This is a genomic window from Armatimonadota bacterium, assembly GCA_035527535.1.
Taxonomy (GTDB): Bacteria; Armatimonadota; Hebobacteria.
Window position 1 is genome coordinate 1 of record DATLAK010000077.1, and the last position, 15434, is coordinate 15434.

Annotated in this window: 16 protein-coding genes and 2 pseudogenes; 11 read left to right on the forward strand and 7 right to left on the reverse strand. The window is 66.0% G+C overall.

All coding sequences use genetic code 11. The features are described from left to right. The 3 genes from VM221_05280 to VM221_05290 form a co-directional block, all read left to right on the forward strand. On the forward strand, positions 1-943 hold a 943-nt coding region (locus tag VM221_05280; protein ID HUT74236.1), incomplete at its 5' end, for a tyrosine-type recombinase/integrase. A gap of 1925 nt (positions 944-2868) precedes the next feature. Next, positions 2869-2985, forward strand: a complete 117-nt coding sequence (locus VM221_05285) for a hypothetical protein (protein ID HUT74237.1) — start codon at positions 2869-2871, stop codon at positions 2983-2985. Between the two features lie 179 nt (positions 2986-3164). Further along, positions 3165-3851 carry a hypothetical protein gene (locus VM221_05290; protein ID HUT74238.1) on the forward strand — a complete coding sequence of 229 codons (687 nt, stop codon included), beginning with the start codon at positions 3165-3167 and terminating at the stop codon, positions 3849-3851. Between the two features lie 132 nt (positions 3852-3983). Here the strand turns inward: VM221_05290 and VM221_05295 are convergent, their stop codons facing one another. The 6 genes from VM221_05295 to VM221_05320 all read right to left on the reverse strand — a co-directional run bounded on the left by VM221_05295 (position 3984) and on the right by VM221_05320 (position 9131). Beyond that, the gene (locus VM221_05295; protein ID HUT74239.1) at positions 3984-4535 is read right to left on the reverse strand and encodes a hypothetical protein; all 552 of its coding nucleotides are present in this window, start codon (positions 4533-4535) and stop codon (positions 3984-3986) included. Positions 4536-4841: 306 nt separating this feature from the next. After that, positions 4842-6410: a hypothetical protein gene (locus tag VM221_05300; GenBank protein HUT74240.1), complete on the reverse strand. Its 1569-nt coding sequence runs from the start codon at positions 6408-6410 to the stop codon at positions 4842-4844. Next, positions 6337-6897, reverse strand: a complete 561-nt coding sequence (locus VM221_05305; GenBank protein ID HUT74241.1) for a hypothetical protein — start codon at positions 6895-6897, stop codon at positions 6337-6339. The genes VM221_05300 and VM221_05305 overlap by 74 nt, the downstream gene beginning before the upstream one ends. A 132-nt stretch (positions 6898-7029) precedes the next feature. Then, positions 7030-7770 carry a DNA methyltransferase gene (locus tag VM221_05310; GenBank protein HUT74242.1) on the reverse strand — a complete coding sequence of 247 codons (741 nt, stop codon included), beginning with the start codon at positions 7768-7770 and terminating at the stop codon, positions 7030-7032. A gap of 91 nt (positions 7771-7861) precedes the next feature. After that, positions 7862-8611: a site-specific DNA-methyltransferase gene (locus VM221_05315; protein ID HUT74243.1), complete on the reverse strand. Its 750-nt coding sequence runs from the start codon at positions 8609-8611 to the stop codon at positions 7862-7864. Further along, complete coding sequence (locus VM221_05320) at positions 8604-9131, reverse strand: ParB/Srx family N-terminal domain-containing protein (protein ID HUT74244.1); 528 nt, start codon at positions 9129-9131, stop codon at positions 8604-8606. The genes VM221_05315 and VM221_05320 overlap by 8 nt, the downstream gene beginning before the upstream one ends. A 549-nt stretch (positions 9132-9680) precedes the next feature. On the opposite strand from VM221_05320, the pseudogene VM221_05325 reads away from it, so the two are divergent. The 8 genes and pseudogenes from VM221_05325 to VM221_05360 all read left to right on the forward strand — a co-directional run bounded on the left by VM221_05325 (position 9681) and on the right by VM221_05360 (position 14981). Further along, positions 9681-9995: pseudogene (locus VM221_05325) on the forward strand (tyrosine-type recombinase/integrase). A 1052-nt stretch (positions 9996-11047) separates the two neighbouring features. Continuing rightward, complete coding sequence (locus VM221_05330) at positions 11048-11263, forward strand: excisionase family DNA-binding protein (GenBank protein HUT74245.1); 216 nt, start codon at positions 11048-11050, stop codon at positions 11261-11263. A 94-nt stretch (positions 11264-11357) separates the two neighbouring features. Then, positions 11358-11642 (forward strand): annotated as a pseudogene (locus tag VM221_05335) (DnaB-like helicase N-terminal domain-containing protein). A 30-nt stretch (positions 11643-11672) separates the two neighbouring features. After that, positions 11673-12731, forward strand: a complete 1059-nt coding sequence (locus VM221_05340; GenBank protein ID HUT74246.1) for an AAA family ATPase — start codon at positions 11673-11675, stop codon at positions 12729-12731. A 171-nt stretch (positions 12732-12902) separates the two neighbouring features. Then, positions 12903-13061, forward strand: coding sequence for a hypothetical protein (locus VM221_05345; GenBank protein HUT74247.1), 159 nt, complete (start codon positions 12903-12905; stop codon positions 13059-13061). A 161-nt stretch (positions 13062-13222) separates the two neighbouring features. Further along, entirely contained in the window at positions 13223-14482 is a 1260-nt protein-coding gene (locus VM221_05350) for a DNA methyltransferase (protein ID HUT74248.1), read from the forward strand. Beyond that, positions 14479-14805, forward strand: coding sequence for a hypothetical protein (locus VM221_05355; protein ID HUT74249.1), 327 nt, complete (start codon positions 14479-14481; stop codon positions 14803-14805). Before VM221_05350 ends, VM221_05355 begins: the two co-directional genes overlap by 4 nt. Continuing rightward, a complete protein-coding gene (locus tag VM221_05360; protein HUT74250.1) occupies positions 14802-14981 on the forward strand; it encodes a recombinase family protein in 180 nt (59 codons plus the stop codon). Before VM221_05355 ends, VM221_05360 begins: the two co-directional genes overlap by 4 nt. 60 nt (positions 14982-15041) lie before the next feature. Here the strand turns inward: VM221_05360 and VM221_05365 are convergent. Then, on the reverse strand, positions 15042-15434 hold a 393-nt coding region (locus VM221_05365; protein ID HUT74251.1), incomplete at its 5' end, for an IS110 family transposase.

Sequence of the window (15434 nt, forward strand, 5' to 3'; positions counted from 1 at the left end):
GGAGGGTAGGATGACCAGGGTAGGATCAGGGAAGGTAGGTAGGGAGAAGGGAGGCGCCAGGCGGCCGAGTCGCTGGCTGCTGAGCGAGTTCCTGGATGCGCTGGCGCTGGAGGGGCGGTCGCCGCACTCGGTGCGCTCTTATCGCCGCGACCTGGAGCCCCTGCTGGCGGCGCTGCCGGCGCGCCTCGACCGGGTTCACCCAGCCGATTTGCGTGAGCATTTCCGCGCCCAGCAGCAGGCCGGGCGCGCGCCCTCCAGCATCAATCACGCTATCGCCGCCGCGCGCTCGTTCTTCAACTTCCTGGTGGACAACCGAGTGCTGGACTCCAGCCCCGCCATGAGCCTGCGCTCGATCCGCGTCGGGCCGAGCCTGGCACCCAAGCATCTGACCGTGGAAGAGGTGGATAGCCTGCTGGCCGAGCCGCAGGTCGAGACTCCCAGCGGGGTGCGCGACCTGGCCCTGCTGGCCTTTCGCTACAACACCGGCCTGCGGGTCGGGGAGTTGTGTTCGCTCAATCGCGCGGATGTCCAGTTGCCAGAAGACGGCTGGGGGCAGGTGCAACTGGTGGGCAAGGGGCGGCGGCTGCGCTGGGTGTCGGTCAATGCTCATGCGCGCCGGACGCTGGAGGACTACCTCGCCTGCCGCGAAGACGATAACCCGGCTCTGTTCCTCAACCGCAGCGGGGAGCGCTTCTCGGTGCGCGGAGTGGCCTTGCTGGTCAACCGCTATCTGCGGCGCATCGGCATCACCGACCGGAGCGGGCCGCATCTGCTGCGCCACACCTTCGCCACCCACGCCCTGCGCGCCCGTCCCAACCTGCGGGCCGTGCAGGAACTCCTGGGCCACTCCAGCGTAACCACCACCCAGCGCTACACGCACATGGACGCCGACGACCTGCGCCAGCAGGTGGCGGAGCTGTCAGGGAACGGGTTGCGGCACTGATGCCTGATCGTCGCGGTTGTTGGCGAAGAACCCTCGGCTGTGCGTCTGAACCCGCCCACGAGTAGGGCAAATCGCAAGGCGGCAACCCGGCTGGCGGCAGGAACCCAGGTCGGAACCAGGGAAACCTTCACCCCAGGGCACGCAAAGCCGGTTCGCATGGGAATGCCGGGTTAACGGGGGCGCTATGGGCAGGCGCATATCCATCAGCTCCCTCTCGCTAGTCGTGATCGCGGCGGCGCTGGCGGTGCTGGCGGCGACGCCATTGGTGCGGCTGACGGTGCGGCTGATGGTGCAAGACACGAGGCCGCATGCAAAAGACACGCTCATCCCGTTCGACCCGCGGATAAAGCAGCAGGCGGCGCGACGTCCCCATGACGCCAAGGCCTGGTTGGCAGCCGCCGTCGCTACCGGCGATCCGCCCGGCTCCGGCCCCTTGGACATCGCAGCATTGCACCGGGTGCTCGAGTTGAAACGCGACTGGCCGGCGCCATACCTGGTGCTGGGCAACTTTCTGGTCGCGAAGACTCCACGCGTCTGGCGCCAAGAACTGGCGGTCTCCTATCCCGAGTCGGCGGCTTCCTTCAAACGGACGCACATAGAAAAGCTGACCGAGGCCCAGCGCGAGGACATTCAGCGCGCGCGGGAGGCACTGCAGAAGGCACGCTCGCTTGACCCGGGCAGCGCCGCCCCCGATTACCTGCTCGCTTATCTCGCACTGTCGGAACACCGCGACCGCGAGGCGGTGGCGCTGCTGCGCCAGGGACTCGAGAAGCGGCAGTGGAGCGTCGGGCAGCGCGATGCCAACATCGCGGTATATGAGACCGCCGTGCGTTCAGTGCCTCCGATGCAAGCAAACCTGCTCGTTCTGGCGATGTTGGGACCGCGATTCGACGTGGACGTACGCCTGCGCGAGTTAGCACGGATTGTGACGGGCATGTCCATCATCGCCCGCGACTGCGGTGACCATAAGCGGGCCATCTTCCTGCGCGAGTCGGTAATGCACCTTGGCCGCGTGATGATCGCGCGCGCCTACACGGTAACCGAAGCCCTAAGCGGGGAAGCGATCTGGACTATCGCCGCCTGCGATCGTCTCACGCCGGCTGAACAGCAGGCAATCGTCGCAAAGCTCGGTAAGCCCCGCCGCGGAGACACCGCGGAGGCGACGGAAGCCAGGCGCCATGCGCTGACGCAGGCGCGGCAAGCGAAGTTCGCGCGTTACCTGCGCGAGCACGGGCGGTCTGATCTAGCTGGCGATGTCACCTCATTCGGCAATGAGCTGGCGGCCTGGCGGCAAACGCTTTCGAACTCCAGCGTGAAGTCTTGGGCGATCCACAGCGGTCTCTTCACCGAGGCAGGGCTGTTCGGGACGTGGGTGGCGGCAACGGGAATATGGCTGTCGCTGCTGGTCGTATGCGGCCTCGCGTGGCTGGTGTTGACGGCTGTCAAACGACGGCCGGCGCCTGTCAGGTGGGCGCGCTGGAAATGGGCGCTGGCGATTGCCGGATGCCTGGGCGGAGCGCAGGTAGTAGGTATGGGGATGGCACGGCTCTGGCCTTACGGGTACCCGCTCGGGCCGTCTTCGCTCGAAGCTCTAGGCGTGCCGCACGTGGAGCTAATCATGCGTGCCCTGCAATCGGTCCTGGTTGGGCTGCCGCTGCTCTTGGTTGCCGCCCTTGTAGTCACGTGGCGCGTGCGTCGGAAGAGCGGCCCGGGCACCTGCCCTGGCTTCGGACGGCATTATGTTGGCACGCTGATGGCAGTGTTGTTGCCGCTGACGGCGCTGCTGCTGGCGACGGCCGCGGCGTGGGCACCGTCGGCCAATGCGAAGTTCGATAAGGGAGTGAAGCGCCTGAACGTCGAGATATACGAAGGCCATTTTGCGCTGCTGGGCCTGCCGCGCCCGCGCCCGGCCCAACCTGCGCGCGGTGCAGGAGCTACTGGGCCACTCCAGCGTCACCACCACGCAGCGGTACACGCACATGGACATCGCCGACCTGCGCTGGCAGGTGGCAGAGTTGCCCGCCAACCGGCTTCGCGCCTGAGACGCTTGGGCAGAGAGCCCACTCAGCGGGAACGTAAACACATCCTGAGGAGGAATCCGGCCCCCAACAGGGGAATCCAACCGCAGAAGTGGGGATGCTGGTCTGCATGGGAGATTCCCTGCAGGATTGCCGGAGTATTGATTTGACGGTAGTCCTGAGGCAACCGGTCCCGTGGATAGATGAACGACTATCGCAAGTCGCTACGAACCGTAGGTACCGCGCTCATCATATTCGGCGTCTTGGATATCGCCGTGATGGTCTACTGCATTGCCACCGGGACCGGCTACGCGTCCAGCTTCAACGTCTTTGCGGTAATCGCCGGCATTGCCTTGCGACGCGGCAGCCTTACGGCCGCCAGAGTCGTGGCGTTTTTCGCCGCCTTCTTCCTGAGTTGCTTCGTCGGCATTCTGATAGTCGTGCCGCTCATGATACGGGTGCCGCTTGACTTCGTCATGATCTATCTGAAGCTGCACCCGCTTAAGGCCGCCGGAGGCGTAGTCTTCGTGACCGGCGCGCTGGTTCTTCTGGCATGGGTCTACCGGAGACTGATGGCGCCCGAAATCGTGACCGCCGTCGCCGAACAGGAGATTGGACCGGTGCGTCCTTGGCGGAGGCCGCCAGCAGGCTTCATTGTGGGAGCACTCCTGGTGATCCTCATGACCGGCGCGGTTGGCCTAGCCACGAGGGGAGGAATTGCGGAGCGGGCGAAGATCGAGGCAAGGAAACGGGTGGGCCGCACATACAAGCTCTTTGTTTCCTCTTTCAGCGTGAGTTCGTCAGCCGGCAGCAAGACTGTTGTTAGAGCAACGGTCACCGCCTACAACCCGCATGAGATTCGCACCGTCGAAGTGACGTGGGAACAGTAACCACGCCCGGCAGGTGGCGGATATGCCGGCGAACCGCTCCCCCTCGGTAGGGAAAGCGGTCCGCCGGTGCAAGCCCGCCTAAGGCGGGCTTACTGCGGACTCGTCCGCCATAGGCGGGCAAGTGTGATGCGACTACTTGGCGGTCTCGAACACCTCCATCATCCGCACCAGCAGCTTGGACAGGGTCATCTCGTGCTTGGCGGCCAGGGCGCGGAGGCGCTGGGCTTGCTCCCCCCGCAGCGCCACGGTTGCCATCGCGCCGCGGCTCGTGCTTCGTAGCGAAGAAGCGTCGCTACTTCGCAGAGTAGCATCAGCAGCCGGCTTGTCTTGCGCGACGTTGCGCTGTGGGCGCTTCTTCCCGCCATCCGTGGCCTGGACCTGCGGCTTCTCGGCTTTCGGCACCTGGGGCGCCGTGGGCGCGGGTTTCGGCTGCTCTGCCTGGGTTTCGGCTGCTGCTTCGGCCTCCAGCACCCTGCGCGTCTCGGCCACCAGCTTCGCCTCGTGCTTCTTGAGCGCGGCCTTCTTCTCCGCCACCTCGGGATGCTGCTGTTCGAATCTCGCCCGCCGCGTCTCTGCGGACTTCTTCGCCGCCTCCTTGCGCGCCGCCAGCCCCTCGGCTACGCTCGGGACAGGCCGCTGCTGGGTGCGCTCCTCCAGCGCCTGCTTCTTCGTCTGCTTTGCCATTCTCGTCCTCCCGTGAGTCAGTGTGCCGGCGCCAACGCCCCCCGTCGCCAAGCTCGCTTCGCCGAGGCTACGCAGGCCAGGGGCTATGGGGGACAAGCCGACCGACACATACCTCGCTCGAAGCCGCCCCCAAGTCAAGGCCGTGCGTGCGGCTGCCATGCGCCTGGGACGAGATGCCCTTGGTGCGGGCGGCAGCCGACGAACAGTGCCGTCATCAGGTGAGGGAATCGATTCCGGCGTAGCGGTGCTGCGGCGCGGTTACGGCCATCGCCGCCACCAGATTATCCCAGTGGCGCTGAGCCGCAATCACCAGCCTTCGGGCCGCTTGGCAATCGGCCGCGCCACCATCCGCTTGCGCGCCTGCCAGGCGATGCCGGCCGCTATCACCCGGTCATCGTGCTTGCCGGGCTGCGCCCCCTGCGAGCCGCCATCGTGCGTCACGAACGACCTGCATTCATCCACCAGCCCCGCCGACCGCATGATCAGCGCCCCCTCCAGGATCGCAGCGGCCAGGTCATCCACCAGGATCGGTTTGGTCGCCTGGTCGCTGGGCCAGCCCAGGATGGCTGCGTTCTGGCGCATCTGGTCGTAGCGCACGTGGTAGTAGAGCCGCGGGTAGCGGCAGACGTTGCGCAGCGTGTTCAGCGTCGAATGCCCGTGGTTGTTGCGCTCCACCGCCAGCATCGCCCGGTTGTACCACCGGCCCAGGAGGTTCAGTTGCTGCGCGAATCGGTCGGGCGCCACCCGCCCGTGCAGCTCCGCCACCTGCGCCCCGCTGGTGCGGTCAATGACGCAGGCCGCCGAGGCGTCCCCGCCCTCGACTCCCTCTCCCACATCAGCCCCGATCACATAGACCCGCTCCGCCACCGGCTCCTCCCATACCAGCAGCGTCGCTGGCGCGACCGGCAGGTAACTCTCCTTGCCGCGCAGGACATCGAGCCGCTGCGGCGGCGGCTCGGCGGCGATCCGCGCGGCCACCCGGTGCAGTGCCTCCGGGTCAAATACCCCGCGCGTGCTGGCCAGGAAGCAGTCCATCTGATTCTCGGGGTACTCCTGCTTGAAGCGATCACCCAGGTCGCGCATCTTCTCCCGCCGCCACTTGATCTGGGCGAACGACAGCCGGTGATCGCGGATGAGGCGCATTTCCTCGGCGGTCAGGGCAGCCCCAGCATCCGTCGCCCCGCCATCCCCAGCGATTCCCGATGCGATCTGGTCAGCCCACAGTGCTTGCTCGGCGGCGGTCGGCGCTGCCGCGTACTCGCTGGAGTCAAACCACCTGTACCAATGCGGGGTGAATCGGTTGTCCCCCTCCATCGCCGCCCGCCACAGGTCGTGGAAGTAATTGCCCATGCCGTTGGCCGTGCTCTCGATCACCATGCACCCGTCCGCCGGCACCGCCTCGCTGAGTGCGACCAGCGCCTCCTCCGGCTTGGGCCAGAACGCGAACTCGCTGCAGTGCAGGTTGTTGATGGTCTGGCCCCGCCCGAAGGTCAGGCTGCCGGCGGTGCCCACGTAGAACTGGCTGTTGATCTGCGGCCAGAAGAACTCGCGGCGATTGGAGAAGCGCGGCTTGCCCGCCATCGCCTGCAGCGCTGGCGGCAGTCGCTCCCAGTAGAGCTGCACGATGCGGAAGATTCTTTCGCTGCTGTCCGTGTCGTGCGCCACGATCACCGACACGGTGTTGGACCGCAGTAGGCAGTCGGCGAAGTAGCGGGCGCAGATGAGCGTGGTGAACCCGATCTGCCGCGCCTTGAGGATGACGTCCCACTGCGTGGCGTGCGCGTGGTAGTCGGCCTGACACTCATTCAGGTGCAGGGGGATCAGCTGGCGGCGCTTGTCCCGTATCCACAGGTGCGCCTCGATCCAGGCCCTCATCCCCCGCCGATCCGTCCGCACGATCGGCTTCAGCAGCCTGTCGATCTCGGCGCGCTCTGGCCCGCGCAAATAGCTCCTCAATTCGCTCCAGTCGTTGGTCGTCGGTGAGGCTGGCATATTCTTGCTCCCCACTGGGGTCGGTCGGCGCGATCTTGGTGGGCGCATCCAGCCCCAGCAGTCTGGCGCGACGCTCCTCCACCTTGAGCGCCTTGTCGACGGCGCCCTGGTTGCCCTGCTTGACCTGCGCCCACAGCGCCAGCAGCATCGCGTCCAGCCGCGCCGCCTCCAGGGTGCGCACCTCCTCCGCCGGCTCCTTGAGCGTCTTGCGCAGCGCTGACATCACCGCTTGGTAGGCGCCGGCGGGCGCAGCGTAGCCCAGCGCCCTGGCGATCTCGGGGAATGACGCGCCGCCCTTACGCAGTTCCAGCGCCTGCTTGGAGCGCTCAACCGCCTGCAGCCGCCGTATACTGGTCTTGGATTCAGGCATTCATGCGCCTCCGGCGTCATTTCATCCCTCCAGACGTACTGCGCTCTCACCTGTCGCCGTTTCGGATTACGTCCAACGCAACGGCGAGGGCTAAGAGACGGCGGCGGACGCCTGCTCCCCCGGCGCGCCAGTTCATTCCGCTACCGCTACGCCGCGCGCAGACGCGACTTCGCCGAACGGCTGCCCCGTCGCTTCCAGGATCGGCTCTCGGTCCGTGAGTCTAGACCAGCGGCGCACGGCGACATCAACGTAGGCCGGGCTCAGTTCCAGCGCGAAGGCGCGACAGCCGACTTGCTCCGCCGCGATCACTGCGGTGCCGCTGCCCAGGAACAGGTCCAGCGCGATCTCTCCCGGCTGCAGGTGGTTGCGCATGGGAATGGCCCACAGCGCCACCGGCTTGGTCGTCGGATGCTCATGCTCGCTGTGCCGGGGGATCTGCCACACCGTCGACTGGTTGCGCTCACCGAGGAAACGGTGGCGCTCTCGCCAACCGTACAGACATGGCTCGTGCTGCCAGTGGTAATCGGCCCGCCCGAACTGGAAGCCCTCCTTGACCCACACGATCTCCTGATGAATCGTGACCCCCGCCGCCGCGAGGGCGGCGAGGAAATGGGGCCGGGTGCGGCTGGCGTGCCAGACATACCATGCGGCCTCCTCCGTGGTGTGGGCGACGGCGGCGCCAAACGCCGCGGCGAGAAACCGCTCCAAGGCTTCGCCGTCGAGGTCGTCGTTCTCGATGGGGTCATAGATGACGCCCCCGCCATGCTGCGTCGGACTGACTTCTCGGCGGTGCTGGTTGCCGTCATAACTTACGCCGTATGGTGGGTCACAGGCGAGCAGCCTCGCCTTCTCCCCCGCCATTAGCGCTGCCACTGCGGCCGCGTCAGTGGAATCCGCACACATGACCCGGTGCCGTGATATGGGCACCGCCTGAAATCGCTTGCCGCAATGCCTACACGTGCACTCAACCAAGTCGCTCACCGCGCACCTCCTGGTAGGTTTGTCCGGTCGCGGCCAGGACCGGCTGGCGGTCGGTTAGCTTCCTCCAGCGCAGGATGGCGACATCGACATAGGCAGGCGAGATGTCCATGCCCAGCACGCGCCGGTTGGTCTGTTCGCCGGCGATGAGCGTGGTGCCGGAACCGAGGAAGCAGTCGAGCACCGGCCCCGCCGCAGCACAGTAGTGGGTCAGCAAGTCCGCCCACATGCGCACCGGCTTGGGGCAAGGATGGCCGCCGGTGTCCTTGTGGGTACCGGCGGGGAAGTCGAAGATGTCGTTGGCGCGGGTGCGCGGCCACTTTTCGCCGAAGAACAATATCGGCTCCCAGCACCAGAAGCGGGAAACCTTGCCATTGGTCATCGCGTTGGCTTTCGTCCAGGGCGCGACATGGTAGGGCTGGTACAGCCGCAGCCACATGCCGAGGTTATTGCAGCCGGGGGTTACGATCTGGCGTTCGCTCAGGGCCCGCGCCGCGTCAAACCACCGGCGCGTGAACTCGCGGTACGCCTTGGCGCTCCGGTTATCGTCGCTCTCGTCGCCGTAGTCCAGCGCGACGTTGTATGGCGGGTCGCAGGCGAGCAGTTCGCAGGCCTCGCCGGCAATAAGCGCCGCAAGGTCAGGCTGATTGGTTGCGTCGCCACAGGCCACCCGATGCTTCGCCACCCGCTCGGCCGCGAACCGATGCCCGCAATGCTGGCAAGTGCACTCAGACATCGGTCAGCCTCCCACAGCGCGGACATGCTACCACCCGGCCCAGCAGCCAGATATCGCCAGGCTGGGTCACCGGCTGCGCGGGCGGCTCGGGCGGCTCCACCTCAACCAGCTCATCGCCTTTCGGCTGCATCGCATTAACGCTGGCCAGCAGCGCCATCATCGCCTCGTCGTCGTAGCCGCTCAGGTTGAGTACCTGCTCCGACTCGCAGTCCCGCAGCATCCGCAAGAGCGCCTCATCGTCACGCTCGGCCAGTTCCGCCAACCGGTTGTCGGCGATCAGGTCGGCCCACTCCTCGGCTTCGGTGGCATAGCTCTGGCGATCAACCGGCACCTGCTCCCAGCCCGCCAACTGCGCCGCCAGCAGGCGCGCGTGGCCGCGTACGATGAAGCCGCTGCGGTTGCTGACGGTGATCGGCGCTCGCCATCCTTGCTCCTTGATGATCCGGGCCAGCAGCCGGACCTGGCTGTCGGGATGGTGGTTGGGATTGCGGGGATTGGGGATCAGCGAGATGGTGTCCACCACCTCATCGTGGGCGCAGTGGACCGGGATGCCGGATGCAGTCGGTGTCGGTCCTGGCTGGCTTCCCGCCCTCGCTCTCGAGACTTGGCTCATTGCTCTCACCTCACCCAAAAAACAGACAAGCCGGCCCCTGGGCTGAGGTTCGAGATGATCAGTCCCTACCTCAGCTCAGAAGCCGGCTGTCGACCGTCGGCTCTTCCCCCAGTCAGGGCCAGGGGCTTGGTTGTCTGCCTAGATTATACCACTGCGGGAGCCCTTTTGCAAACGTAGGTACGCCCACCAGTTGATCTCGTAGTCATCCGGTTCCGGCAACGCTCACGCTCCGCACCCTCTCCGACCAGGGCGAGGAGAGGAAAGGTGGGGTGGGACTCGCATGACGGCCCGGGCCTCGTGCTCTATGACGAGAATGGCAAGGGTGTCTGCAACGGGGCGTAAGTCCGGGCTGGGCCTGGCCGCCGCCGGCTATGTCCTAGCGGCGCTGTCGACGTTTCTTCCGCTTCCTGGTGAGCGAAGAGATGATCGCCGAGAACCCGATGCTCCGCGTGGAGAAGTTGCGCCTCCCGCGCTAGAGTCGCCCCTGTTCGCGCCCACCGGTTCCGGCACATCGCGGCGACGATGTTCCTTCGCAAGAGCGACACCTTCAGCCTGCAAAGGCTGCTCGGACATTCCAGCCTGGAAATGACGCGGCGCTACTGCGCGTTGGCCGACGCCGACCTGCGCGACAAGCACAGGGTAGCCTCGCCCGGCGACCGGTTCTTCGAGCACACGAAGCCCACGAACGGCATGAAGCGGCTGCGGTACGGCCTTTGGGGATCTACTTATCGCGGTATCGCTGAGAATGCTTGGCAGCGATTGTGTGCTTAAAGCTGGGGCGTTCGCGGCATAGGTCGCAATACCGTCGCCGCCCGTCGGGCGTCGCGAATACTTTGCCGCAGCCTAACATTCCGCACCTCACATAGTTCACCTGGGGCATAGACCACCCGAAGGCGGCTGAGAGTGCGAGGTAGTCCAGTAGCTCGCCCATCGCCCATACTGGAATCGGCCCCTTGTCCTCGCTATTCTTCTTAGGTGGCCAGCCTTCGAAGACTAGCCTCATAGAGGCCAGGCGGTTCGCCAGGAAAAGGCGCGAACCCCGCCATTTGGGGTGCCCGCGCAAGGCAGTGAGCATCAGCGCCGCCCACACATAGAAGCCCACGGGCGGCGGTACAGGCCGCGCCCGGCCAAGCCGCGTAACCTTGGCATATACCTCGGTCGCCCACCTACGCCAGGGCTGCGGCCACAGGAACCGCTCGTTTCCGAGTAGAGGCAGTGGCGATCCCTTTGGATACAGCGACCTGCCCGCAGCGACGCCGCCATACTCGGTGTCGGCGCACCAGCGCCCGAAGTCTCGAGTGAGCGGCCCGTACCCCTCAACGAAATCGGTAACCGCCTTCACCACAGCCGGGCGTTCGGCTGCCGAGGAGCAGAAGTCGGCCAGTTTGCGAGCACCCTTTGGTTGCTGACCCTGTGTCCTCTCGACGGCGTGGTATTGCTCCATCGCCCACTTCAGGCCCCCGCCCGCTCCGGCGTGCGTGACGACGCGGCGAAGGGCTGACAAAGCGTTCGCCACTTGTTCCTCAACGGCGTAGATTTCGAGCCTCCCGCTCGACACTGGGAATACGACCAGCCCCGCGGGAGGTCGCGGCAAAGGCCGTCGCCGCTCGCCCCAGTCCTTGAAGTGGCGCTCGTGATACTTGTGTGCAGACTGCGCCTCGGCCCTGCCCCACCTAGACCACAAGCCAGGCTCTACCTTGCTCATGCCGTCCCCGCGCTTTTCGGCAGACTATCGTCAGGGTATCTCGTAAGGATTATACGCGACGCGAAGGTAAATCACAAGCAGTGGCAGCAAGCCGCGCGGCGCGAAAGGAGATAGCACAATGGGAGCACCTGAAGTGTTGACCGTGAATCCTGCAGAGGCGTCGGCGCGCCTTGGACTTGGGCGCGGAACGGTATACCGACTGCTGCGCTGCGGACGCCTGCCGTCCGTTCGCGTGGGCCGGCGGCCCAATTACCGGATTCCCGTCGCGGCGCTCGAAGAGGCGCTGAAGAACTCCGACCGCTTAACCCTGACCGAGGATTGCGAGCAGCCATGAGTGCCCCAACCGCACACAGGCCGCGAGAATCGCGCCAGGATGCGCCAGAGCGGGCGCTCGCAGCCGGGCATGAGGTGGGGCCGCGCCGCGTGACGAGACCGCAGAGCAGGCGACCTTGGGCGCGATGCTCCTGGAGCCGGTTCAGGTCATACCGGGCCTGCGAACTATCCTGGTGGCCGCCGACTTCTATCTGGAGGCCCACCGGCAGATATATCACGCGCTGCTCGCCATGACCGACGCGGGCGAGACGGTTGACGTTGTGACGGTGAGCGCATACCTGCGTGACCGCGACCTGTTGGACATGGTGGGCGAGCAGGCATACCTGGCGCACCTGCTCGATGCCGTGCCCACCGCCGCGAGCGCGGAGCGGTACGCCAACATCGTGCGCGATAAGGCCCGGTTGCGTCAGGTGCAGGCGCTTGCTCACCGGGCGCTTGAGCAGAGTGCGAATGGTGGCCGGAGCCTGGAGGTCATCGCGTCGCTGCGCTCGGCGCTCGACGACCTGGCCGAGGCCGGCGATACCTTCGCCGCCGCGCGGGTCGCCGACTTCCTGACCGCGGAAATCACGGCGCCGCTGTGGGTGTGTGAACCGCTTGTGGCCGGCGGCGGCATCAGTTTCCTGTTCTCGCCCCCGGGTGTCGGCAAGTCCTTGTTGAGTTTTGAGCTTGCGCGCTGTGTGGCCCGAGGCGAGCCATTCCTGGGGCGTTTCAATACCACCGGCGGCCCGGCTATCGTGTTCAACCTGGAAATGGCCGCCCCGCAGTTCCAGCATCGTCTGCGGCTGTTCGAGCACCACCACCCAGTCGGCGACGCTGCCCTGTATCTGGTCAGCGAATCGTTAGCTCTCACTGACTCGGCATCCTTCGCCCGCTTCAGGGCGCTCTGCGAGTCCATCGGCCCAGCGATGGTGGTCGTTGACCCCCTCATCCGCGCGATGCCAGGCGTGAAACTGAACCTGGCCGAGGAGGTCGGCCCCGCGCTGGCCCCCATCGCTGACTTGGCGCGCACAATGGGCTTCGCGCTGCTTGCCATTCATCACACGCGCAAGGACGGGGGGCGGGCGGGCCTTGATTCCCTCGCCGACAGCCGCGACTTCGCGGCGCGGGCGGACATCGCGCTGCTCATGCAGGCGGTGGGCGAGGACGGCCTGCTGCGGGTCACCTGCGAGAAAACTAGGTGGGGAGATCCGCCGCCGCCGTTCTGCCTACGCATAGAGAGTGACCCGAAGGGATACCCGGCCATCCTGCCCGCCGAGGCACCGAACGCGAAGAACGAAGTCCTCGAGTTGCTGGCGATGCAGTCGCCCCTGACCACCGGGGAGATTCTCGCCGAATTGGAGGGCGTGAAGAGCCGCCCACAGGTCAACCGTGCGTTGAAAGACCTGCATGAGGCGGGGTGCATTCAACGGGTGCGGCGGGGCCTGTGGGCACTGCCCGAAACGTCCGAAAACAGGGGTGGCGAGAGGTGAGTTTGTTCGGGCGTTGTTCGGTGTTTGTTCGGTCAAACTTGTTTGTTCGCCCTAAGAGAAACGAACAACCGCACAACCGCGTTTGTTCGCGGTTTGTTCGGGACGGTTGTTCGTTCTCTCCTTGTTGGGAAGGCCGATCGAACAACCTCTGGCGGCAGGGAGAGGAGAGGTATGAGGCCCGTACCTGATCCTGACCTCGCCGGGCTGCTGGCTCACTTCGACGCGTTCTGCCAGTGCATGATGGAGGCCCTCGCGCGGAAGCCGCGACCCATCTGGGATGAGGCGGCGTGGCGGGCGGCTCAGGATAACGTGGAGGAAACCTATGGCTGAGCGGCCCGCCAAACGGCCAACTGCGGGTAGGCGCCTTACCAGAGACTCGAGACGGCAGCAAAGTCCCCGCGTCGATCCCGGGACGGGGGCTTGGCCCCATAACGCTAGAAGCCTGCTACGCGCAGCCAGGTGGAGGTGAGCACGTGAAGTCATGGTCGAGTATGAAACCTCACGAACTCTGCGGCATGATCCCCGACATGACGCCGGAGCAATATGAGCAGCTTGTCGAGGACATCGGGCGGCATGGCCTGCTGGAGCCCATCACGCTATACGAGGGCATGATCCTCGATGGGCGGCACCGCTACCGGGCCTGCCTGGAATTGCAGGAACGCGGCCACGCGCGCAGCCTGCGATTCCACGAGTTCCGGGGCGACCAGGTGGCCGCCAAGGCTTATATCCTCAGCCGGAACCTGCACCGCCGCTACCTGACCTATAGCCAGCGGGCGGCGTTGGCGGCCATGTTCAAGCGCGAAGCGCAGGAGTCTGGCATGGTCAAGCACGGCGGCGACAGGACAAAGCAAGACTGCGAAATCGCAGCCTTGCCTGGTGAGGCGGCACAGATTGCGGCCAACAAGTTCCAGGTTGGTCAACGGTCGGTCTATGAGGCCGAGGCCGTGCTGGAGAAAGCCCCGGAACTCTTCGAGCAGATGGTGGACGGCGGGATTGACCTGCGGGCGGCGCAGCGCGAGATCAAGCGGCGCAATCCCCGCACCGAGGCTGACTGGCTGCGGGTGTACGACGTGTGGAACTTCACGGAGTGCGCCGATGGACTAGGCCAGGAGCATCCGGGCCGCATTCCCGGCCAGATCGTGCTCAACGTCGTGCACTACTTCACCGCGCCAGGCGACCTGGTGGTGGACCCGATGGCCGGCGGTGGCGTCACCATTGACGCCTGCACCGCGCTTGACCGGCGCTGCACCGCCTTCGACGTGGACCCGCGACGCGACGAGATCGCGCGGCATGACGCCCGCAAGCCCTGGCCGGTGAAGGCGCACAGCGCGAACCTGGTCTTCATCGACCCGCCCTACTTCGACATGCGGGCCAAGGACTACAGCGCCGAGAGCATATCGGCGCTGCCTCTCCAGGAGTTCTACGCGGCGATGAAGCGCGTCATGCGCCACGCCTGGAGCGCCCTGGCGAAGGGCGGACGGCTGGCCGTGCTCATATCGCCGTCAGCGTCACCCGAGCATGGCTTCATTAACCACCAGCACCGGCTGCTCCTGGACGCCGCGGACATCGGTTTCATCCAGGAATGGCAGGTCTCCGTCCCGCAATCCAGTCAGACCCTTAACACACGAGAAGTGGCATGGGCGAAGCAACACAACCGGATGCTGTCGCTGGTGCGCGATCTGCTCATCCTCCGGCGGCCGGACGCGGGTTCCCCGCTGTGCCGGTCGGCATCGTCGGGAGAACGGCCATGACCCGCCGCAACCAGGATGGCCGGGGCGAGCTGGCCAAAGATGCGTCGCAAAACGCGCCCGTAGCGCCCCCATCGTGCCGATCAGGTGATCCCCTCCCGATCACGCTGGAGGCCTGCCACACGCCGCCCACGGCGCCCCAGGGCGCGGCAATCGCCGACGCGCTGCGCCTGGTGGCCGTTTGGGCGGTGCGGGCGGCCCGACAGAGCCCGGACAACGTCAGGGGTGAGCCCGGGCGGGCGCATTCTGACCTTGACTTGGGGGCCCAGGGAAGTGAGGAATGTGTCACGCCACCCATGGCGACCCTGAGAGGTGATGAGCAGTGAGCGATGACGCATTCGAGACGTACAAGCCGGCGGTGGGCTACCTGCGCCGGTCCACCGATCGCCAGGAGCAGTCCATCCCCGACCAGCGCAAGGCCATCGAGCGCTATGCCGCTGAGCATGGCTTCGAGGTGATGAGCTTCTACACCTATTCTCTGGTAAGTCAAGAGCTATCTTGATCTTTCTTGGGATTTGCACAGGGCGTGCGAGAGCCTCGTCCGAGCCCGGGGCGCTGCTTTTCATGCGGCGAGCTTTGTTAGTTGCGACGCATGCTCGCGGAGCGCGCCGTCGGCGGGCGCGGAGGGCGGCTCAGCTTGGCACAGCACTTTGTACAGCCGCCGCGTGCGATGCCGCGCCAGCGCCAGCAAGGCGGTGGTGTTGGCGCGGGGATCGTGGCGCCCGGCGCGCTTGCGGTCATAGTAAGCGCGGGAGAGGGGATCGCGGCGCACCGCCGCCACCGTCGCTTGAAAGATGGCGCGCAGCAGGCGCTTGTTGGTGAAGCGCGACAGGTGCGCCGAGCCCGCCGAGAGCCCGGACTGGCGCTTGATGGGAGTCACCCCGCAGTAGGTGGCGAACTTGGGCTCGGTGGGGAAGTCCGCCACCGCGCCGGCCTCGGAGACGATGATGGCGGC

Bases quoted from the DNA above. Each gene is read 5' to 3' on its own strand.
- VM221_05290 (HUT74238.1), top strand. From the start codon at position 3,165: ATGAACGACTATCGCAAGTCGCTACGAACCGTAGGTACCGCGCTCATC.
- VM221_05295 (HUT74239.1), bottom strand. From the start codon at position 4,535: ATGGCAAAGCAGACGAAGAAGCAGGCGCTGGAGGAGCGCACCCAGCAG.
- VM221_05300 (HUT74240.1), bottom strand. From the start codon at position 6,410: ATGAGGGCCTGGATCGAGGCGCACCTGTGGATACGGGACAAGCGCCGC.
- VM221_05305 (HUT74241.1), bottom strand. From the start codon at position 6,897: ATGCCTGAATCCAAGACCAGTATACGGCGGCTGCAGGCGGTTGAGCGC.
- VM221_05315 (HUT74243.1), bottom strand. From the start codon at position 8,611: ATGTCTGAGTGCACTTGCCAGCATTGCGGGCATCGGTTCGCGGCCGAG.
- VM221_05330 (HUT74245.1), top strand. From the start codon at position 11,048: ATGGGAGCACCTGAAGTGTTGACCGTGAATCCTGCAGAGGCGTCGGCG.
- VM221_05345 (HUT74247.1), top strand. From the start codon at position 12,903: ATGAGGCCCGTACCTGATCCTGACCTCGCCGGGCTGCTGGCTCACTTC.
- VM221_05350 (HUT74248.1), top strand. From the start codon at position 13,223: ATGAAACCTCACGAACTCTGCGGCATGATCCCCGACATGACGCCGGAG.
- VM221_05355 (HUT74249.1), top strand. From the start codon at position 14,479: ATGACCCGCCGCAACCAGGATGGCCGGGGCGAGCTGGCCAAAGATGCG.